This window comes from Paenibacillus sp. FSL W7-1332 (genome assembly GCF_037969785.1).
Classification (GTDB): Bacteria; Bacillota; Bacilli; order Paenibacillales; family Paenibacillaceae; genus Paenibacillus_AQ.
On record NZ_CP150209.1, the window covers coordinates 4,617,939 to 4,643,077 of the forward strand.

At 50.7% G+C, this 25,139-nt stretch carries 23 protein-coding genes and 1 riboswitch; of the genes, 4 read left to right on the top strand and 19 right to left on the bottom strand.

The features are described 5' to 3' along the window. Positions 1-9: 9 nt before the first annotated feature. The gene (locus MKX98_RS20650; RefSeq protein ID WP_220684717.1) at positions 10-399 is read right to left on the bottom strand and encodes a 2Fe-2S iron-sulfur cluster-binding protein; all 390 of its coding nucleotides are present in this window, start codon (positions 397-399) and stop codon (positions 10-12) included. A gap of 228 nt (positions 400-627) precedes the next feature. Between MKX98_RS20650 and MKX98_RS20655 the strand changes: the two genes are divergently transcribed. Then, a complete protein-coding gene (locus tag MKX98_RS20655) occupies positions 628-1,902 on the top strand; it encodes a stalk domain-containing protein (RefSeq protein ID WP_339218124.1) in 1,275 nt (424 codons plus the stop codon). A gap of 224 nt (positions 1,903-2,126) precedes the next feature. On the opposite strand, the gene MKX98_RS20660 is transcribed toward MKX98_RS20655, so the two are convergent. Then, positions 2,127-2,603 carry a C40 family peptidase gene (locus MKX98_RS20660; protein ID WP_113058838.1) on the bottom strand — a complete coding sequence of 159 codons (477 nt, stop codon included), beginning with the start codon at positions 2,601-2,603 and terminating at the stop codon, positions 2,127-2,129. A 3-nt stretch (positions 2,604-2,606) separates the two neighbouring features. Next, positions 2,607-2,737, bottom strand: a riboswitch (cyclic di-AMP (ydaO/yuaA leader). Positions 2,738-2,996: 259 nt separating this feature from the next. Here MKX98_RS20660 and MKX98_RS20665 point away from each other — a divergent pair. After that, positions 2,997-3,524 carry a hypothetical protein gene (locus tag MKX98_RS20665; RefSeq protein WP_339218128.1) on the top strand — a complete coding sequence of 176 codons (528 nt, stop codon included), beginning with the start codon at positions 2,997-2,999 and terminating at the stop codon, positions 3,522-3,524. Between the two features lie 394 nt (positions 3,525-3,918). Here the strand turns inward: MKX98_RS20665 and MKX98_RS20670 are convergent, their stop codons facing one another. From MKX98_RS20670 to MKX98_RS20720, 11 genes are all read right to left on the bottom strand, one after another. Next, a complete protein-coding gene (locus tag MKX98_RS20670; protein WP_194543397.1) occupies positions 3,919-4,872 on the bottom strand; it encodes an ROK family protein in 954 nt (317 codons plus the stop codon). Positions 4,873-4,907: 35 nt separating this feature from the next. Continuing rightward, on the bottom strand, positions 4,908-5,594 hold the full coding sequence (locus MKX98_RS20675) for a copper homeostasis protein CutC (protein WP_113058835.1): 687 nt from the start codon (positions 5,592-5,594) through the stop codon (positions 4,908-4,910). A gap of 29 nt (positions 5,595-5,623) precedes the next feature. Next, positions 5,624-7,084 carry a leucyl aminopeptidase family protein gene (locus MKX98_RS20680; RefSeq protein WP_339218130.1) on the bottom strand — a complete coding sequence of 487 codons (1,461 nt, stop codon included), beginning with the start codon at positions 7,082-7,084 and terminating at the stop codon, positions 5,624-5,626. Positions 7,085-7,130: 46 nt separating this feature from the next. Next, entirely contained in the window at positions 7,131-8,120 is a 990-nt protein-coding gene (locus tag MKX98_RS20685) for a dipeptide ABC transporter ATP-binding protein (protein ID WP_339218132.1), read from the bottom strand. Then, a complete protein-coding gene (locus MKX98_RS20690) occupies positions 8,117-9,121 on the bottom strand; it encodes an ABC transporter ATP-binding protein (RefSeq protein WP_194543400.1) in 1,005 nt (334 codons plus the stop codon). Before MKX98_RS20690 ends, MKX98_RS20685 begins: the two co-directional genes overlap by 4 nt. Before the next feature lie 16 nt (positions 9,122-9,137). Beyond that, entirely contained in the window at positions 9,138-9,998 is an 861-nt protein-coding gene (locus MKX98_RS20695) for an ABC transporter permease subunit (RefSeq protein ID WP_233355118.1), read from the bottom strand. A gap of 60 nt (positions 9,999-10,058) precedes the next feature. Further along, positions 10,059-10,985 carry an ABC transporter permease subunit gene (locus tag MKX98_RS20700; protein ID WP_071220315.1) on the bottom strand — a complete coding sequence of 309 codons (927 nt, stop codon included), beginning with the start codon at positions 10,983-10,985 and terminating at the stop codon, positions 10,059-10,061. Between the two features lie 114 nt (positions 10,986-11,099). Beyond that, entirely contained in the window at positions 11,100-12,689 is a 1,590-nt protein-coding gene (locus tag MKX98_RS20705; RefSeq protein WP_339218135.1) for a glutathione ABC transporter substrate-binding protein, read from the bottom strand. A 94-nt stretch (positions 12,690-12,783) separates the two neighbouring features. Further along, a complete protein-coding gene (locus tag MKX98_RS20710) occupies positions 12,784-13,788 on the bottom strand; it encodes an asparaginase (protein ID WP_194543403.1) in 1,005 nt (334 codons plus the stop codon). A gap of 28 nt (positions 13,789-13,816) precedes the next feature. Then, positions 13,817-14,977, bottom strand: a complete 1,161-nt coding sequence (locus MKX98_RS20715) for an ROK family transcriptional regulator (RefSeq protein ID WP_194543404.1) — start codon at positions 14,975-14,977, stop codon at positions 13,817-13,819. 929 nt (positions 14,978-15,906) lie between these two features. Continuing rightward, positions 15,907-16,143 carry a 4Fe-4S binding protein gene (locus MKX98_RS20720; RefSeq protein ID WP_015736133.1) on the bottom strand — a complete coding sequence of 79 codons (237 nt, stop codon included), beginning with the start codon at positions 16,141-16,143 and terminating at the stop codon, positions 15,907-15,909. A gap of 292 nt (positions 16,144-16,435) precedes the next feature. On the opposite strand from MKX98_RS20720, the gene MKX98_RS20725 reads away from it, so the two are divergent. Next, the gene (locus MKX98_RS20725; RefSeq protein WP_071220311.1) at positions 16,436-17,083 is read left to right on the top strand and encodes a metalloregulator ArsR/SmtB family transcription factor; all 648 of its coding nucleotides are present in this window, start codon (positions 16,436-16,438) and stop codon (positions 17,081-17,083) included. A 222-nt stretch (positions 17,084-17,305) separates the two neighbouring features. Here the strand turns inward: MKX98_RS20725 and MKX98_RS20730 are convergent, their stop codons facing one another. Both MKX98_RS20730 and MKX98_RS20735 read right to left on the bottom strand, forming a co-directional pair. After that, positions 17,306-18,391, bottom strand: a complete 1,086-nt coding sequence (locus MKX98_RS20730) for a PQQ-dependent sugar dehydrogenase (protein WP_194543405.1) — start codon at positions 18,389-18,391, stop codon at positions 17,306-17,308. A gap of 23 nt (positions 18,392-18,414) precedes the next feature. Next, complete coding sequence (locus MKX98_RS20735; RefSeq protein ID WP_339218138.1) at positions 18,415-19,923, bottom strand: UDP-N-acetylmuramoyl-L-alanyl-D-glutamate--2,6-diaminopimelate ligase; 1,509 nt, start codon at positions 19,921-19,923, stop codon at positions 18,415-18,417. A gap of 287 nt (positions 19,924-20,210) precedes the next feature. Here MKX98_RS20735 and MKX98_RS20740 point away from each other — a divergent pair, with 287 nt between their 5' ends. Beyond that, positions 20,211-21,065, top strand: a complete 855-nt coding sequence (locus MKX98_RS20740; protein ID WP_194543407.1) for an SDR family oxidoreductase — start codon at positions 20,211-20,213, stop codon at positions 21,063-21,065. Positions 21,066-21,250: 185 nt separating this feature from the next. Here MKX98_RS20740 and MKX98_RS20745 read toward each other — a convergent pair whose 3' ends face one another. From MKX98_RS20745 to MKX98_RS20760, 4 genes are all read right to left on the bottom strand, one after another. Beyond that, positions 21,251-21,991 (bottom strand): LUD domain-containing protein, encoded by a 741-nt coding sequence (locus tag MKX98_RS20745; protein ID WP_194543408.1) that lies wholly within the window; start codon positions 21,989-21,991, stop codon positions 21,251-21,253. Then, positions 21,984-23,504 (bottom strand): LutB/LldF family L-lactate oxidation iron-sulfur protein, encoded by a 1,521-nt coding sequence (locus MKX98_RS20750; RefSeq protein WP_339218140.1) that lies wholly within the window; start codon positions 23,502-23,504, stop codon positions 21,984-21,986. The genes MKX98_RS20745 and MKX98_RS20750 overlap by 8 nt, the downstream gene beginning before the upstream one ends. Continuing rightward, the gene (locus MKX98_RS20755) at positions 23,491-24,228 is read right to left on the bottom strand and encodes a (Fe-S)-binding protein (RefSeq protein WP_194544862.1); all 738 of its coding nucleotides are present in this window, start codon (positions 24,226-24,228) and stop codon (positions 23,491-23,493) included. Before MKX98_RS20755 ends, MKX98_RS20750 begins: the two co-directional genes overlap by 14 nt. Before the next feature lie 104 nt (positions 24,229-24,332). After that, on the bottom strand, positions 24,333-25,109 hold the full coding sequence (locus MKX98_RS20760) for a DeoR/GlpR family DNA-binding transcription regulator (RefSeq protein WP_071220495.1): 777 nt from the start codon (positions 25,107-25,109) through the stop codon (positions 24,333-24,335). Positions 25,110-25,139: the final 30 nt, after the last annotated feature.

Consider the following 25,139-nt stretch of genomic DNA (forward strand, 5'->3'; position numbering starts at 1 on the left):
TCAATGTCTTCAAAAGTATGGGGCATGCTTGATTTTGATGGGACCGACCGCTTCGATCTTGCTCTGGCATCCCAGTCGATAGCCTTCTTCGATTTCTTCTGGATCGAGGCGCCGCTCTTCGGCCAAATTGGGCTCGGACAAATACTCGATTCCCTCCACCACCATGCAGCGGCAGCGCGCACAAGTTCCTCTTTTGCAAAAAGAGTTCCAGTCCACCTCATTCCGCTCGGCCAGATCAAGCACCGTCATGCCAAGAACAGGCGCCACGCTGCGGCGAACCTCGCGGCCTGCAAGCTCAATGATCGGATCCGGTACGGCTTCCATTATCTCTTCTGCTGGAGGGATCGAGGCTTTGTCTCCGCTATCCCCGCCCTTTTTCTTCTTCCAGAATTTAAACACCCGTATTATCCCCCTATGCATGTCATCATCAGGTTATGTATCAAATCCTTCATTTATTATACTGGAAAGTTTAAAAAATCAATATGCTTACTCATATCTATTCTATGACATTGACATCATGGAATTGGAACTCTATGAAAATTTTGCTATACTAGCGTATGCTAGACCCAATTCCATATTCTATGAAATCATTCTATTATTTTAATGGATCGGAGGAAATACATAAGCATGCTGCACAAACAAATAGGAAAAACAGCTGTTGCTGCCGTTCTTGCCTTATCCCTGCTCGGCACCACCCCCCATGTTAGCCAGGTACATGCAGAGCCTGCCATATCGGTAAAGCTGGATGACGTTACGCTAACCTTCGATGCGGCTCCGCGGGTTGACAAAGGGGTCACCTACGTTCCATTCCGGACGGTTGGAGAAGCACTGGGCATTCAAATCACATGGAACAGCAAGACGCAAACCGTGAGGGCCATTGGCAGCGTGAAAGGCCAATCGACTGAAGTATTACTTCAAGTGGGGAGCACGAACGCAACCGTCAATGGAAAAAAAGTGAAGCTTGCAGCTCCGCCGGTGGAGCGGGAAGGCCGTGTGATGATCCCGCTCAGCTCGTTCAGCAGCCAATTCGGCGTTGATGTCGGCTGGAACCAGGCGACTCGTACAGTCTCCCTCGTATCGCCACAGCGCGACATGCATTTGAGAGCTTTCTATGCATTACAATCTTTCCAAGAACGGGATCTTGTGGGATCCATGAATTCAGTTGCCTTTGGCTGGAGCCGCATCGATCGCGAGGGTCAGTTCACGCTTCAAGGGGATGAGTACCGCCTCCCCGCTGCGGCTGGCGACGTTACGCCGCAATCGATTGTAGCAGATGCTGCAAATCAGAATATTAAACCATATCTCATGGTTTATGCCTTGGATGGGAACGGCGAGTTAACCAAGGTCCTAAGCGATAGCAACCTGCGCCAAAAGTCTATTGAAGGCATTACATCCGCGGTAGCGGAGAACGGATTCGGCGGTGTTGTGCTTGACTTTGAAGGGCTCGGATTTAAACTGGATGCCGTGAAGCAGCAGAAGCTGCTCAATGATTACGTCAAGCAATTGAAAGCCGCATTGCCGAATGACGTTGCCCTGTCTTTAGCCGTGCCGCCATTGAACAGCGCCTATAAAGGTTATGATTACAAGACACTGGCCTCTATCGCTGATGACCTGATTGTTATGGCCTATCAGTATAATCCGGTTGGAACCAAATCTCAGGTTCCCGAACCGAACAGTCTGGTGGACCAAGCGATCCAACTGGCACTCCAAGCAGGCGTCCCGAAGCAGAAGCTCCTGCTTGGCATCAGTTTAAGCAGCGAAACCGCCACTTCCGTGGACGATAAACTCGGCTTGGCCAAACGTTATGACCTGAAGGGAGCCGCCTTCTGGCGTCTGGGCTTGTTCCGTCTCTATAATAATGGAATGGAAGCTGCCGTGAATGCCTCTGTTGTTAAGGAGTAACCGAACACCCCCTTGTGGGATGATAGACTTATAGTAACAAAAACGTCTATCGACGTACTTTCACAGATGACAGACAGTTAGTAGAAGTTTTTCTTGCGATATCAGGAAGTCACAAGCTTCGAAGTTTATACTCTCTCATATCTAAAAAAAGAAAGCCTGACAAGGTCATCCCTTTGTCAGGCTTTCTGATTATGTATCGTACTCTAAATGGCTGCGTAATCCAACTAGCTTGCGCTTCCTACCAGCTTTGCATAGTTTTCTTGACTCAAAACACGACGTGCCGTGACATAACGCGGCTCGTAATAGGAATCGCTAAGCTTGCTGATTCTGACTCCCTTGCTGCTGGAAGCATGTGCAAATTGTCCGTCACCAATGTAAACGCCTGCATGAGAAATTCCGCTACCGCTCGTATTGAAGAATACCAAATCTCCAACCCGCAGATCTTGGCGATCCACATGTTCACCGGCTTGAGCCTGGCTTTGGGAAGTGCGCGGAAGATCAATATCGAAATTTCTAAACATGTACAGTATAAATCCGGAGCAATCAAACCCGCTGGTAGTCGTTCCGCCCCATTTGTATGGAGTTCCTACCAATTGCTTCACTTGATACTGAAAATTCGGTTGTTGATCAGCAAATGCTGAAACGGCACCAGAAGAAAAAATAATTGCAGACCCTAGCAAAGTGATGACAAACTTCTTCAAAATATGTTCTCTCCTTCGATGCCTACGGAGTTAGCTAAGGGTTCGGTTGAAGGTTCCCTATACTCTCTATACAAGAGTAATTCACCCAAGACGGTTCCCCCGTTTTCACAAACGAAATTCGGCAAAATTCATTAACGTTTTGTAACCTTCTCTTAATATAGTATACAAGCAAGGATGCTGTCAATGATATCCTAAAAATCTATCGTTTTATGTTTGGAGCTGTCGTAAAGATGAAGAATTTCGGCAGGAGATTGGTTAACCGTCTCACTCAGTCATGACAATTATGTAACTCTGTTCTCCTTTCCGCGCTGCTTTTTTAATTAATCTAGCAACTATTTACAAATCTATGCGTTTACATATCAGAAATGAAATTAAAGAGGTGATCCATCACTTATGAGTCAAATAACGATGGCAGAAGCACTAGCTGTTCGGGCAGCAATTAACCGTCTCATCAATCAGTTGATGTCGGAACGCTTGAACAACAGCAGCACGATTATTGAAGAAGGGGAGACGGCGGAATACCCTACGCGCAGCGTAGATGCCATTACGGAAGAAATCGAAGCGGCCGCGGCGGATTATAGGAAGCTGGATTTGCTGATGGCAATCTCCAATACCACGCAGACTATTCCCTGGAACGGCTCCGACATTACGATCATGGAAGCGATCGAGCTGGCCAAACAAATACGCAGCGATATCGGACAGCTTGCCCATCTCGGTTCCCGCAAGAAGCTGGAGCGCCAGAGCAGCCGTGGCAGCGGAGACGGTGCCATAACGCTGTTCAACGTCGCCTTATATGATCCAGAGGCTTATCAGGCGCTAGCCCGCAAGAAGGAACGCGAGGTAACCAAGCTCTCTTCGCTGATTGAGCATGCCAATCATACGTCTTTGATTACGTTTGACGCATCCAAGTACATGGAATAGCGACAGCCGCCGGCTCCAAGCCTGCAGGTCACCCCACGTGCGGGTTTGGAGCCGGCGGTTTCCGCCGGCGGGCGGGAAAGTGCGAGCAACCGTTTATTGTTTGTCGGATACAAACAAACCTAACCAGAAACCAAAAAAATCGACTCCAGCGCAAACGGATGACGGTTTACGGTTCACGCCTATCACTTGTTACTTGTTACGGACTTATGACGCAAATAAATGATCGCTCCGTTTCCCGCTCTCTCTATGAATAATTGGAAAGCCGCCCTTCTGAGGGCGGCTTTTGTTGATTTCTCTTTAGCTAGGTAACTGGATACTACGTCGTCATTCCGAGCGCTCTTTCTGGTATCTATTTATCATTGATCCTATTCGTATCATTCTCTTCAGGCCTATGCTACTGGAACAAAGCCGCAGCTCCAACCAGACCAACATCGTCCCGAAGTCCTGCAGGAACGATCTCGTACGTCCCTAAATAGGACGGCATGACCAGCTTATCCGTCATTTCCCGCAGCTGCGGGAACAACAGCTCACCTGCTCTGCTCACACCCCCGCCAATGACGATGCGATCGGGGTTAAAGCTGTGAATGACGTTAACCAGTCCAAGCGCCATGTAATAGATGGCACGATCAATGACCTCCATTGCAACGGGGTCTTGAAGACGTTTGGCCTCGAATACATGCTTGGCGTTCACTCCCGCATCAGCTGCCGCCAGTTCTGATATGACACTTGGCTGGGTAAGCATTCGCTGGGATGCTGCGAGTCCGATGGCTGTTCCAGAAGCAAATACCTCCCAACAGCCGTGGCTGCCGCAATTGCACTGCGGACCGCTGGGATCAATGATATGGTGTCCCAGTTCCCCAGCAAAGGAACTGCTGCCCAGGAACAGCTTCCCATCCAGCACGATGCCTGAGCCGATACCGGTGCTCAGCGTCACGTACACCATGTTCGTCGCCCCTCTTCCGGCACCTCTTACATACTCTCCCCATGCGGCTGCATTAGCATCATTCAGCACCTGAACCTCCGTATGCAGCTCACGTTCCATCCATGCTTTGAGGGGAACATTCGTCCATTGCGGCAGATTCGTCCCATGGATGACAATGCCCTCCCGGCTGTTAACCGTTCCCGGCGAAGCCATGCCAACCCCTCGGAGCGATTGGCCGCCCGAGACGCTGCGAATCATATTCGTAATTCTCGTAACCACTTCTTCGGCAGTACGCGCGCCTGCCGTCTCCATTTGCTCCCGGTTCAGCAGCTGTCCTTCGGAATCAAAGAGCGCTGCCGCGATCTTCGTACCCCCAAGGTCAACGCCAACCACAAATTCTTGCTGTTTATTCAATACGGTTTGCAATTTTTGTTCACCTGTTTCCGATAGGTTTGCTACTTCTAATGATGTAAGCTGTCAGCCAATGATCGCAGCTCAACCGGATCAATGGGCTTCAGCCCTGATCGGCCATACCGGACAGCGGAGCCGAAATGCACCTCGCTCACGCCGGTCTGGTCGATAAAATCATGTATGATTTCCCACTTCAGGCCATTGCCTGCCAATATTTTAAGCTCGCTTCCTGCCGTATGTTCTACCAGCTCCCGAATTCTCGGGATGGCTTGCGGTGCAGGCTGCGGCCCGCCAGACGTTAAGACGCGGGTAACCGACCGGTATTTCTGCAATGTACGAAGCCCTTCGAACTGATCCTCCAATTCATCAAAAGCCCGGTGGAACGTGACCTGCATATCCCCTGTCCATTCCAGCATTTTGACTAAGGAGACCTCGTCAATCTTTCCTTCCGGAGTCAGCATGCCGATTACTACGCCAGCTGCGCCTGCCTTGCGGATCGCCTTCACCTCCGCAATCATGGTAGCTATATCATGTTCGTTGTACACAAAGGATCTGCTATGAGGTCTGACCATGACATGAACAGGAATCTGAACGGCTTTCACAACCTCTTCTACAAGCCCGATTCCCGGCGTAAGCCCGCCTTCGGTGATCGCCGTGATCAATTCCAGGCGGTCCGCGCCATTCTGCTCTGCTGTGATGGCATCATCCACGCATGTTGCGATTATTTCAAGCAGCATCATCATCACTCCTTATTGAAGTTGATTCTTTATGCATGGGAAAACTGCTTCTCCACATAATCCGCGAGCAATCTCGCGCCATATCCGGTAGCCCCCGCTGCAGAATGAGGGAAATCCCGTTTATACTGGACCGTGCCCGCCATATCGATGTGAACCCATTCCATGGAATCCGCCACAAAATGACGGATAAACAGCGCAGCCGTTATAGCGCCAGCCAAAGTGGACGTACCGACATTTTTCAGATCGGCATAATCGCTTCTAAGCTCTGATTCGTACTCGTCCATCAGCGGCATAGGCCATACGCGCTCACCGTTACGCTCACCGAGCTCAACCAAATCGGCAGTAATCTGTGGGTCGCCCCAGATACCCGCAATCTCCAAGCCCAATGCCGCTCCGACATTACCGGTGAGGGTTGCGATATCAATCACTTTATCTGCGCCAAGATTCGCTGCATGCAGCAGCGCATCGGCAATGATCAATCTGCCCTCCCCATCCGTATTGGCGATCTGAACGCTTAAACCATTCGGATAATGAACGACGGAAGATGGTAGCATCGCATCCGGTCCCGATAAATTATCCGCAACGGCGATCAGCGCCGTTACGCGTACCGGAGCTTTTTGCGATACCAGAATATCCATGGCACCCACGACCGCTGCAGCGCCTCCCATATCCATACGAGCATCGCTGATGTCCCGGCCGATTTTAACGTTCATGCCGCCCATATCAAAGGTTACGCCTTTGCCGATGAGTACAATATGAGGGCTCTCCTTATCGGAACCCACCCCATTATAGGCAATCTCAATCATGGCAGGCTCATATTTGCTGCCGGCTCCCACGGCGATCAGACCGTTCATCTGCCGATCATGGAGCTCTTCTCCGCGATACACATGTAGCTGAACGGGTGCCTTCTTGAAACGGTCCTTAACAACCGCTACGAACGCTTCCGGATTTAACGTTTCCGGAGACTCATTCACCAGGTCTCGGGTGAACTGCGTCCCTTCGATCCGGATTTTTGCCGTCTGTATAATGGCTTCCAGATCTTCACGGGAAAGCCCCTCCCAGTCTTCTAGTCGAAGATGAAGAGACAGGGATTGCAGATTGGCCGTGACCCCGCGATGCTTATTGAATTGATATAGTCCATACATCCAGCCTTCAACCCACGCCTGAAGTTCTTCCTCTATCGAAATCCGGGAAGATGCCCCGACGCCGCGGACTGAGGGGCGAATCAGCGCTGCGCTTGTTTTATTCTCCTTGAGCAATGCTCTCGCGGCTGATGCGCCTGTTCTGCGCACTTGCTCCAACGTCAGGTTTGAACGCTGCCCCATGCCGACAACGAGATCATCCGCTTCTTGATCGGAGCGGCCATAGAACCACGTCAGCGTCATGCGCTGCTTTCGAGATTCCGTTAAACGAAAATGAGACTCCGCCCCCTCATAAACCACATAAATCGAAGTATCTGCCAGGTGAGCTTCATCTATTGTGATGTTCATCGAGCCTTCCCTCCTCTATAAGAGAATCATCGCTGTTAAGCGTTTGTTAAGCGTTTTTCATGATTTCTTCGTCATATAAATGGCATGCCACCTGATGGCCCGGCTCAACCTCACGATATACCGGCGTAATCTGTTTGCACACTTCCATGCAGGAAGGACAGCGTGTATGGAAGCGGCAGCCTGTCGGAGGATTCACCGGACTAGGCAGATCACCCTTCAGAATGATCCGTTCCTTCTTCTGCTTCGGATCCGGAACGGGTACCGAGGATAGCAGCGCTTGAGTGTAAGGATGCAGCGGGCGATCATACAGCGTATCTTTGTTGGCGGTCTCCACGAGCGCTCCCAAATACATGACGCCGATCCGGTCGCTGATATGCTCAACCACGCTGAGATCATGGGAGATGAACAGATAAGTCAGGCCGTATTCCTCTTGAAGATCCTGAAGCAGGTTCAGCACCTGCGATTGGATGGAAACATCCAGCGCGGACACAGGCTCGTCGGCAACAATTAGATTTGGACGCACGGACAGCGCTCTGGCAATGCCGATCCGCTGCCGCTGACCGCCGCTGAACTCATGAGCAAAGCGTTCGGCATGAAAGCTGTTCAATCCGACCGTTTCCAGAAGCTCGCAGGCCAGTTTGTCCCGCTCTTTGGTGCTCAGCTTGGTATGAATCAGCAAGGGCTCCGCGACCAGCTCTTTGACCTTCATCCTTGGATTCAGAGAGGCGTATGGATCCTGAAATACCATCTGCATGTCTTTGCGCAGAGGGCGCATCTGATTCTCGTTGTATCCGCTAATATCCGTTCCGTTAAACAGCACCTCGCCGCTATTCGGCGTCAGCAGTCGGGTCACCAGGCGGCCTGTCGTCGATTTGCCGCAGCCGCTTTCGCCTACCAGACTGAAGGTCTCGCCCTTATGGATCGCGAAGGAGATTCCATCCACGGCACGAAGCTGCTTGGATGTGCCGAAGAATCCTTTTTTCACCGTGAATGATTTCTGCAAATTCTTCACTTCTAATAGAGGTGTTTCTTTCATGCGGTTTCTCCTCCCTTCGTGTGACCTTCCTGTGTCAGCCAGCAGCGGCTCTTACGATTTTCTTCATGTGCGACAGGGAGAAGCTCCGGCTCCTGGGAGAGGCACTGCTCCATTACGAACGGGCATCGCGGAGCAAACTTGCAGCCTTTCGGCATGTTCCGCAGATCCGGCACATTCCCTGGAATGGATTCCAAACGGCGTACCTTTTGTCTAAGCTTGGGCACTGAATGAATGAGCCCTTTGGTGTATGGATGCTGAGGATTCTCGAACAGTTCTTCAACCGTTGCCTCTTCCACGACTCTGCCTGCATACATGACAACCACCCGGTCGCACATTTCGGCCACGACGCCAAGGTCATGGGTAATGAGCAGCATGCCCATTTCCTGCTCGGTCTTGAGTCGGTTCATCAGATCCAGGATCTGAGCTTGAATCGTGACGTCAAGAGCCGTGGTCGGCTCATCGGCAATCAACAGCTTCGGATTGCAGGACATCGCCATCGCAATCATGACCCGCTGCCGCATGCCGCCGGACAATTGGTGTGGATAGTCATCCACGACCTCGTCCGCCCGCGGAATGCCGACAAGTTTGAGCGAGTCGATGGCATGCTGCCGCGCTTTCTTGCGGCTATAACCCAGGTGCAGCATGATGGATTCCTCCAGCTGTTTCCCGATACGAAGGACGGGATTCAGGGATGTCATTGGTTCCTGGAAGATCATGGCCAGCTCGTTACCCCGATAGCGGCGCATTTCTTTTTCCGACATTTGTACGAGATCCTTGCCCTCAAAACTTACCGAGCCCCCGGATATTCGGCCGGGCGTATCCTTAAGAAGTCTCATGATGGACAGGGAGGTCACGCTTTTGCCGCATCCGGATTCACCCACGAGTCCAAGCACTTCGCCTTTATTGATGTGAAAATCGACCCCTGCTACGGCAAGCACCGATGAGCCATCGCGTTTGAATTCGGTTTTGAGCCCCTTTACTTCAAGCAATGTTTGCGTCACGATCTATCCCCCCCTATTAGTTTTTGGTCTTCGGATCAAGGGCATCATTCAGTCCGTCACCGATCAGATTGAATGCAAGCACAGTCAGGAATATCAGAAGTCCCGGGTAGTACACGATATGCGGTGCAATGCTTAAGTAATCGCGTCCCATACTGAGCATAGCGCCCCAGTCCGGTTCTGTCGGTTTGGCCCCGAGTCCGAGGAAGCTTAACGAAGAAGCTGCCAGAATGGCGCCGCCGATTCGCATCGACACGTTGACGATGATGCTGGGAACCGTCTCGGGAAAAATATGCTTCCATATAATCCGGTTATGCTTGGCCCCCATCGATCTTGCCGCCTCTACATATAAAGACTCCTTCGCGGAGAGTGTTACACTTCGGATGATTCTGGCAAACGACGGTGTGCCAAAGACCGCCACCGCGATCACCACATTCGATAATCCCGGCCCCAAAATCGCTACGATTCCAATGGCAAGCAGCAGGTCAGGAAAGGAGAACATGACGTCACTGCCCCGCATAATGAGACGGTCGATCCAGCCGCCATAGTAGCCGCTGATCAAGCCGAGAATCGTACCGAGAACTGCGGATATAAATACCGCGCTTAAGCTGACCGCCATGGTTAACCGTGTTCCGTCAATCAAGCGGCTCAGGATATCGCGGCCATACTCATCCGTACCCGCCCAGTGGGCAGCCGACGGGCCTTGCATCATTGCATCGTAGTTGGGCTCATTCGGAGGATACGGAACGATATGCGGACCGATCACCGCGAGCACAAGGAGTAACAAGATAAATCCGCTTGATATTACGGCAAGCTTTTGCTTCATGAATTTAGATGTAAACGCTCTGAATTTGCCAGTTGCCTGGCTCTTTGCAAGCATATCCTCCGGCGCGGAGGAATGGACCGTCACTGTTGAATTGTTGCTCATGAGTTCCCCCTCCTATTTCGATGCATACCGGATTTTTGGATTCAGTACACCGTACAATAAATCGACAATCAGGTTAATCAGGATAAATTCGGCTGCAAACAGCAGTAAAAGCGCTTGAATGACGGTATAATCCCGGAATGCGATCGAGTCGACCAAGAGACGTCCCATGCCCGGAATACTGAATACGGTCTCAACCATAACCGAACCGCCCAGCAAAAATCCGAACTGCAGCCCTGCAACGGTTACGACCTGAATCAAGGAATTGCGCAGCGCATGCCTTCCGACAACGACGAATTCCCGCAGACCCTTCGCGCGTCCGGTCCGCACATAATCCTCGCGCATCGTTTCGAGCATCGACGTACGTGAGTATCTTGCCAGCATGGACATAATCCCGGCCCCTAGCGTAAAAGAAGGCAGAATATAGGATTGCCAGCTGTCGACACCGCCTGTTGGGAACCAACCAAGCTCAACAGAGAAAATTTGAATCAGTACAAGACCAAGCCAGAATCCTGGCAAGGAAATACCGGATATTGCAGTCAACATTCCGATATAGTCCGGCCATTTTCCGCGATTAACGGCAGATATGATACCAATGATCAGACCAATAACCAATGCCCAGCCAAGGCTGGTAAAGGTCAGGACAATGGTCGGGAAAAACCGGCTCTCCAACATGTCCGTTACCGGCAGATTGGAAGTAACAGATACACCCAAGTCACCCTTCAACAGATCACTCATGTAGTTCACATACTGCTGCCATAGCGGCAAGTTTAAGCCTAGCTGCTCTCGAATCCCGTTGATCTCCTCAAGGGTGGCATCCTTACCTGCAACAAGTCGTGCCGGATCTCCAGGAATAAGGTGAATGAACATAAATACAAGAATGGATACAACGAACAACAGCGGGATAACACCCAGCAGCCTCTGAATTGCATATCTTCCCAAAGGATGTGCCTCCTTTCAACATGCCTGCTTTTAAAATACGATGGGCCGCTTCCTTATTGATTCAAGAGGCGGCCCACCACAAGGTATACGTTTAGCAAGCTCTTCGCTGCCTGATTATTTGACTTCTGCGTTGATCACACTGATCGATCCGTCCGGAAGGGCTTTAACGCCTTCAAGATAAGCTCTCTTGCCGGTAATGACCTGATCGACCCCGAGGAATGCCCACGGAGCATCTTCCCAGATTTGCTTTTGGATGTTGGCATAGATTTCTTTTGCATCCTCAGCTTTGACGGATGCGTTGGCATCCTTGATCCATTGGTCTACATTGTCGTTCTTATAGTAAGCGGTATTGGAACCAGCCGGCGGGAAGAACTCGCTGCTGAACAGACCTTTGGTTGCGCCGTCAGCATCACCGGACGATGGTGACCAGCTTACATACCACATTTGAATTTTTGCGTTTTCCGGCGTAGCCGAGTTAATCTGATCGGACAGGGTTGCACCCTCCATCGATTTCACATCGACTTTGATTCCGACAAGAGCCAGCTGCTGCTGAATGAACTGCATGCCTTTCATCGTTTCGGAATCATTCTCTCCCCAGAGCTCTGCTTCGAATCCGTCCGGATAGCCTGCTTCCGCCAAAAGGGATTTTGCTTTCTCCAGATCGTAATCATATCCGGATTGCTCGGAATAGTGCTGTGTCATGGAAGACATGGAAGACTTCAACTTCGAGCCCAGTCCGGATTTAACTACTTTAATGTAAGCATCTTTATCAATGGCATAGTTGATGGCTTGACGAACCTTCAGATCGTCATAAGGCTTCTTCATGGTGTTGAGCGTAATATAACGAACGATCGTGGAATCGATCTTGTCAATGACGATATTGGAATCGCCTTCTACTTCGGACACCTGCTCAGTCGGCATAGGATAAATGAAGTCCGCTTCGCCCGTTTTCAGCATCGCGATCCGGGAACCGTTCTCCGGTACCGGTTTGAACGTAATGCTGTCGACCTTCGGAAGACCTTCTTGCCAGTAATCCTCATTCTTTACAACAACAAGGCGGTCACCTTGAATCCATTCCTTGAACTTGTATGCTGCCGTACCTACAGGATTCTTCGTGATGTCAGCACTTTCTTTGAGCGCTTTCGGGCTGATCATCAGCGCCATCGCAGTCTTGTTCAAGAAAGCATTGTACGGCTGGCTAAGGGTGATGACAACCGTGTGGTCATCCGGAGTTTGAACATCGGCGACGGCAGTGAAGCTTTTACGCATTCTAAGGTTGTTCTTTTCATCCATAATGCGATCCAGGTTGGCTTTTACGGCTTCTGCGTTGAAATCCGTTCCATCATGGAACTTCACGTTCTGGCGCAAATTGAATGTGTACGTCAGGCCGTCTTCACTGATCTTGTAGTCTTCAGCCAGTACAGGAACGAGTTCCATCTTCTCGTTGAAGCCCATCAAACCTTCGTACATCGTGCGTGCACCGGAAATGGAGTGCGTGTCTCCAGCATTGTGAGGGTCAAGCGTAATGAAGTTGGCGTTAATCGCAATGACAACATCTTTGTTATCTTTTGTCACCGGCTTGGTCTCGCCGCCGCCTTCACTTGCCCCTTTGCCGCTTCCGCTGTTTCCGCCGCAGCCTGCCGCAACAATCGTAAATGCGAGCAGCAGCATGAGCAGTGACCATGTTCTACCTTTGAATCTCATTGTTTTACTCCCCCTTTGATGTAGTGAATATCTATAGATTCACTCGCCGCTTCAGCATAGAACATCCTGCCGATCGCCTTGAGTTCCTCACAGCTTAAACATTCCATTCGTACACCGCGCGTCGTTTCCCAACCAGCGTGCCGCCATCATTGAAAATCTCATTCGGAACCAGCGCATACAAGCGGTCGATCGTAGACTGATCGCTGTAACCCAGGCGCTCCAGAATAGAAGCGATGATGCATGGCCAGACTTGCTCGGAGCCATCGGACACTTTAAGCGAGATCGCCAAGCGTTCTTTCCGAAGACCGATGCCGTACACGCCCTTGGCGCCGCCCTTGGCAGTCAGATTGTGGTCCCGGAGCAAGGCAGAGCACACAAACTTGGTGTCTGCAATGATATCCGGATACTCATTCATCCGTTTTGCCATTCTGGCAGCTGCTTCCGCCGTCTCTGCGTCCTCGATCAAATCCGGGCAAGCCAGCTTAAGGAAGCTGTATCCGATACGGTCCAGCGGAAGCGCGAAGATGGGAAGGCCACAGCCGTCAATGCCTTGCGGGATCGAGGAAACTGGAACCTCGGCAAAATAAGCCAGCGTCTCAATGATTTCTTGTTGAACCGGATGCTCCGGCTTGTAATACGTGCTCTCATCCCAGCCCATATGCTTACATAGGGCAATCAAGCCGCTGTGCTTGCCCGAGCAGTTATGGAAGATCCGACGCTTGTCCTCATGATCCCGATGGCGCTGCGCCTTGGCATCCTCGTTCAGTGGATAAGTTGCGCAGCAGTGAAGCGCTTCTTCCTGAATCCCGGTTTTCTTCAAAATAGATTCCAGTGCATCAATGTGGAAGCTTTCACCACGGTGGGAAGCGGCAAACAACGCCGTTTCTTCCCCTGTTAGTCCGTACACTTCGTCAATCCGGCGTTTCATCACAGGTATGGCTTGGAACGGCTTAGCCGCCGATCTCAGAAAAGTCATATGATGCGGATCCCCCGCTGCGTAAACCACATTACCGTTCTCGTCTACAACACTGATCGCTCCGTAGTGGATGTTCTCCAGTACATTCCCGCGATATTCCTCTACTAATGGCACAAATCCCATGATGTTGCTCCCCCGATCTCCAGATGAATTAATTCAGTTGAAAATAACGATCCTGCGCGACAAGTCCCGATCCGATGATGACCCCATGCTCGTGAAGCTCGGAGCGGACAATCGTAAAGGAATCCTGAAGCGGTTCCCAGATATACTGTGAGTAGCACAGATCGGTGATCTCTTCGTAAACTTCAGGGAACTTGTCCAGGATCTCGCCGCTCAATATGACGCTGTCCGGATTATACATGCTGACGACGTTATTAATCGTAATCGCCATATACGCAAGGGCTCTATCGATTAAATAGGTCGCCCATCGTGTTCCAGCCCGTCTTTCCGCGAACAGTTCCTCAATCGTACGAACGGGTTTAATCTTGCTGGCTTCCGACAACAAGGACGGTATATTGATATAGGTTTGGAGGCAACCGGCTTTTCCGCAGTCGCACATCATACCTTCAGGGTCCACCGTCGTGTGTCCGATTTCCCCTGCGCTGTTGGTCACCCCGCGGTAAATCTCCCCTTCCAGGATCAGTGCTGAGCCTACGCCATTACCGAACCCAAGGAGGACCGTCCGGTTGGAGCCGTATGCCGATCCCTTAAGCTGCTCCGCCAATGCCTTTACCTTCAGCTCATTGTCTACGACCGATTGAAGCCCGGTTAATTCCTTGAGCCTCTCGGCAAGCCTCACATTCTTCCAACCAAGCTGTACCGAGAAATTGACCACGCCGGCATCAACATCGATGATGCCCGGCAGTCCCACGCCAATCCCTACCACCCGTCTGCGATCGATATCGCATTCCGAGATGAGTTCTTCAATGGTGTCCGCAATTCGGGCTACCGTGGCTTCTGCCGTATCCTCCGGCGATCTCGGAAAACTGCCGCTGCACAATACACTTCCCTGAACATCGATGAATCCAATATTGGCTTGATGGCGATCAAGCTCAACGCCTATCGAGATGACCGCCGTATCCAGCAGTTTGATTAAGGAGGACTTTCTTCCGCGCCCGGCCGAGGCTTGTTCTTCTGTTTCGTGAACGTACCCTTCTTCCGTCAGCTCCGATACGATCCGGCTGACCGTTGTCGGACTCATTCCCGTCTGTTTGGCAATAGCTGCTCTTGAAATCGGCTGTTCGTTCTTGATGATTTGGAATACTGTGAGTCTGTTCTGCCGCTTCATAAAGTCTTGATCATGCTTTTTCATGAAGACATCCCCTATTTAATTTCACCAGTAGATTAATAAGATCATTTTTTTAAATAAAACGATCCGAAATCATCAAAAAACCGTGATTATTATCAAATTTATTATTTTTATTCTCCAGTGATATTAATAATAAAACGTGTTTTGTAAATGTGTCAATATATATGACACATTTAAATTATTATTTTTTTGTTTCTGGAAATGTAAGTGTTTCACTATTTTGCGAAAGAAATTCAATCTCGTGTATACATACAAATGGCCACGCTGCGCGCACAATATGACATCAACTTGACGCAGAATCTTCTAAAATGTAGATAACACCGCCCTTTCAACTCATGAATAAAGCCACCCAAGAAAAGAATGATTGGAACATTCCCCATCCCGGATAGCTTCAATAGAGGAAATGTGTCATATTTCCGGTAGGGTTCTAGGTTTCGGGTGCTTCCTTGGCATGATCCGCCCATAACGAATTAAACCACCCGAGAAATTAATTCGAGGGGGCCTCGAATATCCCGGATGGCTTATGTATGGAGAACACGTATTTTGATTAACGCATGAGCGCAGCTTAAACATCGCTCTATTTTCCAACTATTAATGGTAGCCGCTTTTAATTGATCGCATCACATATAGATTTAATTGCTCGTAAGCCTTGCTCTTCTATTTTAGTCATTTAATCTCTTATCTTTAGTCTTTTGATCTTTCTTCTTGTTCTTTCCCACCAGCGGAGGTTTGAGGATAGCCGATCCTTTGGGAGTCCGTTTCTACCTCGCCTATTTCCATTCCCGAAACGGGCGGACAACAGAGCGGATAGACTCAAACCGGAGCGTCTGGATAGACTCAAACCGGAGCGTCTGGATAGACTCAAACCGGAGCGTCTGGATAGACTCAAACCGGAGCGTCTGGATAGACTCAAACCGGAGCGTCCGATCACCCTACTTGTTCTTGTAATATTCAACCGCTTTATCGAAATAATGCTTCTGGTCTTCCGGCAGATCCTCAAAATAGAAAATGGCCGCCACCGGACAAGCCGCTTCGCAAGCCCCGCAGGAGATACAAATATCGGTATCGATGTAGAACTGGTCATCTCCTTCTTCTATACAATCCACAGGGCAAACGTCAACGCATTCTCCCGCTTTCTCTTCGATACAAGCTGACCCAATAACATACATCCGTCATTCCACCTTCCCGAGTGTAATAATTAATTCTTTCAATCTTTCGACTGGCTATCATTGCAAAGTCTCGATCTTCATCCATTCCTTGTTTTCTATACTTTTTATACTAAAATATATCGTAATTATGTGGTTAATCATGCCAATTGTCAATAAACCGCGTGATGATCGCCTCAAAAACTGCCATTCCGGTTGACTTATAGAAGGTAAAGACATAAGATGAGACATATTGCTTTTTAACCTTTTTAGTTGAAAAAGAAAGCATTCATCGAGAAACAAGGCGGTGATTATAGTGGATCAAGAAGTCGCATACAGTACCCGCGAGTATATCATGCAAATGTTAAAAATAAATGGTGAACTCAGCACAAAATCCATAACCGAGGCACTGGGAATAACAGGCATGGCCGTCCGGCGCCATCTGGAAAGCTTGAAGAGTGAGGGTTACATCACCTATCGAACCGTGAAACAGCCGATGGGAAGACCCGTCTCCTTATACAGCCTTACGGAATCCGCAGAGGATTTTTTCCCTAAGAACTATCATGCGCTTGCACTCGATCTGCTGAACGAGCTGCAGGATGAGGCCGGTGACGAAATGATTTCACGGCTGTTCGACAAGCGTAAGGATACATTGCTGAACAAGTATACGCCTACGGTGAAAGCCGATGCTCTAGAAGATCGGGTTGCTGCCCTTGCTCAGATTCAGAATGACAACGGATATATGGTGGATTACAAAAAAGTCACCGAGGAAGAATATCTCCTCGAGGAATTGAATTGCCCTATATCCCAGGTAGCCAACCGGTTCCAACACGCATGCCGCTGTGAACTTGACCTGTTTCAATCCTTGCTGGAAGCGGATGTGGAACGCACCGAGTGCCTTGCCAAGGGCGACAAAAAGTGTGTATACCGTATTCGAAAACAAACCGAAGCCAAGCAAACATAATATCTGTTATTGCCACATCAGGCTCCTTCCATACGGGAAGGGGCCTTTTTTGTTAAGAGATGAGAAAGTATAGACTTCGGAGGCTTACCCACCTTATCTCGCAAGAAAAACTTCCGCTATATGCGGTCTGTCTTCTGAGAAAGTACGTCGATAGACGTTTTTCTTAGTGTACTTGTCCTATATCTATTCTCTTAAATCGCAAGACATGTACAATTCTTTGAATTATTTCAGCACCAGCAGTCGATCATCCTGATCGGAAGGCACACCCCGGCCATCCGTATTGTTGGTAATGACATAGGTTTTGCCGTCATGGACTTTGACGTCCCTTAATCTGCCTTCACCTTCCAATACGACCTCAAGCGAGGCGTTCTCCGGCCGAAATTGGTACAACATCTGGCCGCGAAGAGTCGCCACGTACAAACGGTCCTGCTCATCAAAAGCGATGCCGGAAGGTGCGATTGCCGTTTCCCCGCTATGGTAAATCGGGAGCTTCATGCCTTCTAACCTATCATCGCCATAGATCTCGGGCCAGCCGTAATTGCTGCCAGCCGTGATCTCATTAATCTCATCGTGTCCGCCAGGCGTACCTGACGGTCCATGCTCTGAGCTGTACAATTCACCTTCCGAATTCCAGGCCAAGCCCTGCGAATTCCGATGACCTAGCGTATAGACATAAGAGCCTGCAGTCGGATTATCCGGCGGGACCTTGCCATCCAGCGTCAATCGCAAGATTTTGCCTGCTAGACTTTCCTGGTTTTGCGCAAGCTCTCCCTCTCCCGAATCTCCAGTCGTTACGTAGAGCATATCGTCGGGTCCAATTGCAATTCTGCCTCCGTTATGCACATTAGAGCCGGGAATACGCTCCAGGAAGACTTGCGACTCTGTCCATTGATTCCCGTCCTGCTTCAAAAGGACCAACCGGTTCATAACCTTTCCATCCTGATCATAGGTGTGGTAGGCATAGGCCTTGCCGGAATCCTGAAAATCCGGGGCTAACGCAAAGCCCAGGAATCCGCCTTCTCCTTGATGGGCAACCGGCTTCTCCGTTTGTACCGACTGCCTGGTTAATGTGCCATCCTTGATCTGAGCGATGTTTCCTTCCCGCTCGCTGACATATATCGTATCGCCGTCAAAATCGATCGACCAAGGTGTCCTCAACTGCTCTGCAAGCACATGGTACGAGGAATCGATTTTCTCTTCCCGGTGGTCTTCCTGCCTCCCTTCTTCCTTAGCAGGCGGAGACTGTGTACAAGCAGCGAGAAGCAGTATAATCGCGGTTAACGCAGCGCCAAGTCCCTTTCGTTTCATAATCCAGCACCTCCCGGGTAATTTTATAGCTCCGGTGTCATCATCTGGATGCCGTGCTCCATGTCCTGTAATGAACGCATCACAATATCCTCATCGCTAAACGATTCGATCTGGCTGCCTGCTACATAACGGGTCTCATGGCCTCGTCCGGTAATAATGATCCTGTCCTCGTCACCAGCCAATTCCACAGCTCGTTGAATGGCTTCTTTACGGTTCAGGATAACCTCCCAATTCCCTGCCTCATGCGAGGTTAGGCCTCCCAGCATCTCAGCCATAATCTGCTCAGGATCCTCCGAGAACGGATTGTCCGTCGTGAACAACACATAATCCGCATATGAAGCTGCAATGTCCGCCATGATCGGACGTTTTAACCGATCTCTTTCGCCCCGGCAGCCCATCACGCATATCATTTTGCCTGGCGTAATTTCCTTGGCCGATTGCAAAGTTGCCTTAAGTCCATCCGGATTATGCGCATAATCTACAACCACGCGAAATCTTCGTCCCGTTTCTATTTCTTGAAATCGTCCATGAACCCCTGCAAATTGTTGTAGACTTCTGCAGATTTCTTCAAGCGGTATCCCTTCCAGCAAGCAAGTGGTCATGGCGGCAAGCGCGTTATACACGTTGTGAACTCCATGCACCTTCAGACTGAAGTCGCCGTGTCCCCATGGCGTTTCTACATGAAACTTGCAGCCGTCCGGCATATTTTGAATATGCGTTGCCCGAACATCAGCCTCGTTACGAATGCCATAGGTTACGATCTGTGCGGATGTACGTTTTGCATAATAGGATGATGCTTCATCGTCCGCATTCAGGATCGCCTTCTTCAGCATGTCACGATTACTGTTGCCCAGCTGGGTGAACAACAGCTCCTTCGTATTGCGATAGCTCTCCATATTCTGATGAAAGTCCAGATGATCATGCGACAAATTCGTAAAAACCACGGTTTGAAAATCGCATCCGCGCACTCTCCCCATATCCAATCCGTGCGAGGACACCTCCAATACGGCATAGGTTCCGCCATGGGTGACCATCGTGTGAAAATAACGCTGCAGCTGGATCGTATCCGGCGTGGTATTCAGCGTTTTCTCCATATGATCTCCGATCTTCATATACAGTGTGCCAATGATGCCCGTTTTGCGGTGAGCGTCGTTCAGTATCTTTTCTACCATGTGGGTTGTCGTTGTCTTGCCGTTTGTCCCGGTAATTCCGATCAGTTTCAATTGCTGCGTGGGATCTCCGAAAAAGGCGTTTGCGAGAATCGGCAGAATTCTTCTGGTATCCGGTACCGTTATATGTGTAATATTTCCTGGTAGTCCCGGCAGCTCCCGTTCAGCCACAATGGCAACAGCGCCGTTACGTATCGCCTGACGGGCATAGTCATGACCGTCCACGTGAAAGCCTGGAACACAGACGAACAGGCCGCCAGGCCGAATCTCTCTTGAATCTGTATCCAGGTTCGTGATATCCACAGAAGTACTGCCCGTTATCGTCTTAAGAATCAGCCGCTCCGTCAGTGATTTCAGAATCATGTCAGGTTCCTCATCTCGTGATGTAATCAAAATCCCAGGGTCAGGTGGCAGTGTGATATATAAGATGTAGAATTGACGACTATGTATCGTTTTAACCAGCATTTCTTATTAACCTAACCAAGCAAGGGCATTCTGAAACAAGAATGTGATGACTGGAAGTGTTAACCATGTTACGCTGGAAGTAAGCGGTTGCAATTTTTAGAATGGTTGATGCAGCCTGCTGAATATAGGACGCGGGACGAGAACCCGCTCCGTTATTCCATATCTGCTTGAAAGGAGAACCATCGATGGGACCGTTCACGGACGATTTGCTTCAAAATAAAGTTGTATTGATCACGGGAGGCGCCACGGGCCTTGGTCGGGCCATGGGAGAGAAGTTCGCGCAGCTTGGCGCTAAACTGGCCATATGCGGACGCCGGGAGGAAGTTCTTCAGCAGACCGCAGAAGAATTAAAACAGCTAGGCTGCGAAGTATGGTACAAAAGCTGCGACGTTCGAGACCCTGCGCAGATATCGGCTCTTGTTGATGCGGCAGAGCAGCATTATGGAGGTATTGACGTACTTGTCAACAACGCAGCCGGGAACTTCATCAGCCCCACCGAGCGCCTCTCTCCTCGGGCTGTAGATGCCGTGCTGAACATCGTGCTGCACGGCACCTTCTACGCAACACTTGAAGTCGGTAAACGCTGGATTGAGCAGGGCAAAAGCGGAACGATGCTCAACATCGTCACAACATATGCTTCAACAGGCTCTGGCTATGTGGTCCCTTCTGCAGCCGCAAAAGCGGGCGTGCTTGCGCTGACTCGTTCACTCGCAGTGGAATGGGCCCCTTACGGGATCCGACAAGTTGCGATCGCCCCGGGTCCATTCCCGACTGAAGGCGCATGGTCAAGATTATCGCCCACGCCGGACCTGGAGCAAAAGATGATCGACCGCATCCCCCTAAAGCGCGTAGGGGATGCAGAGGAATTAGCTAATCTCGCCGCGTATCTCATTTCCGATTATGCCGGTTATATTAATGGTGACGTGATCACCATCGATGGCGGCGAATGGCTTCAAGGTGCGGGACAATTCAACGACTTGGCGGAAGTGACCCATGAGCAATGGGACCGGCTGGCCGAACTGACACGCAGGGGCAAATAACCCCATACTTAAGAAAACCATCTATCGACGTGCTTCCACAGTTGACAGATTGCATTCAGAGGAAACTTAAAGATTATCAGTTTAACTGCAAACTTATACATTCCCTCATCTTAAATTAGCCCCAAGCCAGTGAGCATGCCGTAACTGCTCTTGCTTGGGGCTAATCCTGTAACCTGTGTTATTCGTTAATTCTCATAGGAATCGACCAGCAGGGCGTACACGATGCCTGGCCCGTGAACGCCAATCGTAAGATCGTTCTCGATATCGGCGGAACGGCTCGGGCCCGAGATGAAATGGATTCCCGCTGGCAGCTGCTCGCGTCCGGCCTGATCAAACTGAACCAGAATCTCGCCTAGTCGGGTAACCATTCGCTCTATTGGAATGATGGCTATCAACACGGTCGGCAGCAGGCTGACCGAACGTCCTTTATGCGGGGCTGATTTCACCGTAATCGAACCGGTGTAAGCCGCAGCATAATCCGCCATGACGACACCAAAATCAGCTCTGGCAGCGACTGCCCTCCAGTTCGTGTCCGCTGCCTCATTCCAGGAGAGAACAAGCGCCTCCGGCAAGCTCTCTTCCAGCCCCAGACGGTCCAGCGCGTCTTCCTGCTGACGAAGAATCGTAGCCGCACTCATCTCCATCGCTTTGTCCCTAATAAACCGGCTGACCTCTTCGCGGTGGCTCAGCCTTACCACATGGCCTCCTGCCGCTTCAAAGTTGGCGGTAAACTGCGTAATCCTCTCCTCAAGCGGCCACTCAAACTCATTCCAGAAATCGGGGGCACCGCGGAAAGGATGCTCCGGAGCGGTGCGAACCCGGTTTCTGCCCAGCTTCGCGGCAATTCCATCCATGAACTGCTCCTGCTTCTTGCGAGACTGTTCTTCAAGACGGTCCAGCCAGCTGCGATCGTTTTCGTTAGTCATGGGCCTTCTCCCCCTTTCCGAACTTCTGCTGCTGAAGCCGCTCCTTCAATCGGTTGGCGATTTCAGGGTCCATTCTCCCGGAGGTTCCGCGAATATCCTGCTCCATCTCCGGCCATCGGTCACGGAAGGATTGCTTGGGGAGACTTGGGGTTACCCTGTATGAATTCCACCCCTTCAAAGGTCCGATCCGCGTTCGAATCTCCCCGCCTCGAACCACCAATTTCTGGCCCCACTTTCCGAGGGATACCACGCTGCGATAACGCTTGGCATTCCCCATAATCGCCGAGAAGCCCTTCATTCCCATCGCTTCCAGCTTGTCGCCGCGCCCGGCTTCAATCTTCCGGCGGCGCAGGGATACCAGCATATCATGCAGCGGAATCTTCACGGGACATGCTTCATAACAGGCGCCGCACAGGCTGGATGCATTCGCAATATCGTCCCATTCCGCGACGTTCTTGTTCAAGGCAGGCGTTAATACGGCACCGATTGGGCCGCTATACGTGCCCCCATAAGCGTGCCCGCCAATATGGCGATATACGGGACAAGCATTCAGGCAGGCGCCGCAGCGTATACAGTTAAGCAGCTCCTGGAATTCGGGGTCCCCGAGCTGAAGAGAACGGCCGTTATCAATGATGATAATATGCATCTCGTCCGGTCCATCGGCATCCAGTTCTCTCTTCGGACCACTGATACCGGACATGTATACTGTCAGCTTCTGACCGGTCGCTGAACGCGGCAGCAAGGTAGCCATGACTTCGAGATCCGCCCATGATGGAATAATCCGCTCCATGCCCATCAGGGTAATCTGTGTCTTTGGCACCGTCGTCACCATGCGGGCATTGCCTTCATTCTCGAACAAAACCATCGAGCCCGTCTCGGCGATCGCAAAATTACACCCCGTCATGCCAATGTCCGCTTCAAGGAATTTCTCTCGCAGCTTCATGCGGACAAAACCTGCCATAATCGCCGTATCGGGCGGCAGTGTTTCGCCTGCCTCTGCGGACAACAGCTCCGCAATTTGGTAACGGTTCTTATGAATGGCCGGAATGATGATATGAGAAGGCGTTTCATCCGCCAGCTGAATAATATACTCCCCGAGATCCGTTTCGACGGCCTCCACTCCGATCGAGTCGAGCGCCTTGTTCAGATGCAGCTCCTCGGACACCATTGATTTTGATTTCACGACGGACTTGGCCGACTTATGCTCTGCGATTTGCAGAGAGATCGCGACCGCCTCTTCCGCCGTCTCCGCAAAATGGACATGGGCTCCGTTCGCCCTGGCCTGCTCAGCAAATTCATTCAAGTAATAATCCAGGTGAGCGATAGTATGGAGCCGGATTTGGCGTCCCCGTTCCCTCCACGCATCCCAGTTGCCATGCTCCTCCGACGCAAGCTTTTTGCCGAGCCGCAGCCGCTCTGTCGTAAACTTCACCGCATTGCGCAGAAAATCATTATTGAGAGCGTAACCTGCACGTTCCTTAACCGTTTGCGTTTTCGATTCAGCTGTGCTCATGTACGCTCACCCCCTCATACAACAGTTCGGCCAAATGCTTGACCTGAACCTTCTCGCCCCGGTGTCGTAGATTACCGGCAATATTCATAAGGCAGGCCATATCGAGACCGACAAGCACGGACGCCTCGGTCTCCAGCACATGATCGCTTTTCTCTGTGACCATCGCCCCCGAAATGTCCGCCATTTTTACGGCAAACGTTCCGCCGAACCCGCAGCAATCCTCGGCGAATGGCAAGGGAACCAGTTCCAGTCCCTTGACTTGGCTAAGCAGTTTCATTGGCTGCTCCTTCACCCCGAGAAGGCGGCTTCCGTGGCAGGATGGATGATAGGTTACCTTGTGCGGATAGACGGCGCCAACATCGGACACGCCCAGCACGTCAACGAGGAATTGCGTAAACTCATAGCATTTGGATTGAAGCGCTTTCGCTTTATCCAAGTATAAGGGATCGTCCTTGAACAAATCCGGATAATGATGAATCATATACGTGCAGGAGCCGGAAGGAGACACAACAAAGTCGCTATCGTCAAAAGCGTCCAGAATCGTCTTGGCACTGATGCGAGCATCATCCCAATAACCACTATTGTAGGCCGGTTGGCCGCAGCAGGTCTGGATTTCCGGAAATTCCAGCTGCACGCCGTACCTTGCCAGCAATCTTGCCATCGATTCAGCTACCCGCGGGAACAAGGCATCGCTGAGACAAGTGACAAATAATGAAATCTTCAACATCTTCACCCCGCTAATCATCAGGATATGGACCGAAGAATCGGCCTCTAGCAAGAACCCCCCGAACGGGGGGATTCCATGTTGATATGTTATAGAAACTTGCTCTATACAGATTCGATCTTGATGCCCAATGCTCGATAAGGTGCCGCTTCCTCTTCCGTCAATCTCCGATCGGTAATGATCAGATTCACTTGGGATAGATCGGCAACCTGCGCAAAAGCCTGCGTGCCGAATTTGCTGGCATCGGCGAGCAGAATGGTCTCATCTGTCATTCCGATCATTTTATGCTTGATTCGCGCCTGAAGCTCATTGGATTCGCTAAGGCCCCGCTCGATATGCACACCCTTGCAGGATAGAAAGGCTTTATCCACGTAGTAAGCATCCAGCGAGCGTTCCGCAAGCGGACCTACAAAGGACAGGGAACGATGAGCCAGAATGCCGCCTGTGGAGATCACCTGAACCCTCTCCTTGGTGCTCAGCTCCGCAGCCACCTTAATCGAATTCGTCAGCACGGTAATCGGAATATCCGGTATGATTTTTGCCATGTACCAAGCCGTAGAGCTTGCATCCAGCAGGATGCGATCATTCGGATGGATTCGCTTGACCGCTTCCTCCGCGATCCGCTGCTTCTCCAGCGCATGCATGATTTCCCGCTCAGCATACGGTATTTCCGGCTGCGACCGCTGAATTTCCGGTTGATCCTTCACGCTAACCGCCCCGCCATGGGAACGGCGCAGGCGCCCTGCTTGCTCCAGCCTGTCAAGATCGCGGCGAATCGTTTCTTCCGTTACACCGCAGAGCTGACTCAGCTCGGAGACTCGGATGCTCCCTCTTTCGTTGACCAACTGTACTATTTTCTCATATCGTTCTGCAACCAGCATCATACCGCCCATCCTTACTGTTCGTATATT

Bases quoted from the DNA above. Each gene is read 5' to 3' on its own strand.
- MKX98_RS20655 (WP_339218124.1), top strand. From the start codon at position 628: ATGCTGCACAAACAAATAGGAAAAACAGCTGTTGCTGCCGTTCTTGCC.
- MKX98_RS20665 (WP_339218128.1), top strand. From the start codon at position 2,997: ATGAGTCAAATAACGATGGCAGAAGCACTAGCTGTTCGGGCAGCAATT.
- MKX98_RS20675 (WP_113058835.1), bottom strand. From the start codon at position 5,594: ATGCTGCTTGAAATAATCGCAACATGCGTGGATGATGCCATCACAGCA.
- MKX98_RS20680 (WP_339218130.1), bottom strand. From the start codon at position 7,084: ATGAACATCACAATAGATGAAGCTCACCTGGCAGATACTTCGATTTAT.
- MKX98_RS20685 (WP_339218132.1), bottom strand. From the start codon at position 8,120: ATGAAAGAAACACCTCTATTAGAAGTGAAGAATTTGCAGAAATCATTC.
- MKX98_RS20695 (WP_233355118.1), bottom strand. From the start codon at position 9,998: ATGCTTGCAAAGAGCCAGGCAACTGGCAAATTCAGAGCGTTTACATCT.
- MKX98_RS20705 (WP_339218135.1), bottom strand. From the start codon at position 12,689: ATGAGATTCAAAGGTAGAACATGGTCACTGCTCATGCTGCTGCTCGCA.
- MKX98_RS20710 (WP_194543403.1), bottom strand. From the start codon at position 13,788: ATGGGATTTGTGCCATTAGTAGAGGAATATCGCGGGAATGTACTGGAG.
- MKX98_RS20715 (WP_194543404.1), bottom strand. From the start codon at position 14,977: ATGAAAAAGCATGATCAAGACTTTATGAAGCGGCAGAACAGACTCACA.
- MKX98_RS20720 (WP_015736133.1), bottom strand. From the start codon at position 16,143: ATGTATGTTATTGGGTCAGCTTGTATCGAAGAGAAAGCGGGAGAATGC.
- MKX98_RS20730 (WP_194543405.1), bottom strand. From the start codon at position 18,391: ATGAAACGAAAGGGACTTGGCGCTGCGTTAACCGCGATTATACTGCTT.
- MKX98_RS20735 (WP_339218138.1), bottom strand. From the start codon at position 19,923: ATGATTCTGAAATCACTGACGGAGCGGCTGATTCTTAAGACGATAACG.
- MKX98_RS20740 (WP_194543407.1), top strand. From the start codon at position 20,211: ATGGGACCGTTCACGGACGATTTGCTTCAAAATAAAGTTGTATTGATC.
- MKX98_RS20745 (WP_194543408.1), bottom strand. From the start codon at position 21,991: ATGACTAACGAAAACGATCGCAGCTGGCTGGACCGTCTTGAAGAACAG.
- MKX98_RS20750 (WP_339218140.1), bottom strand. From the start codon at position 23,504: ATGAGCACAGCTGAATCGAAAACGCAAACGGTTAAGGAACGTGCAGGT.
- MKX98_RS20760 (WP_071220495.1), bottom strand. From the start codon at position 25,109: ATGCTGGTTGCAGAACGATATGAGAAAATAGTACAGTTGGTCAACGAA.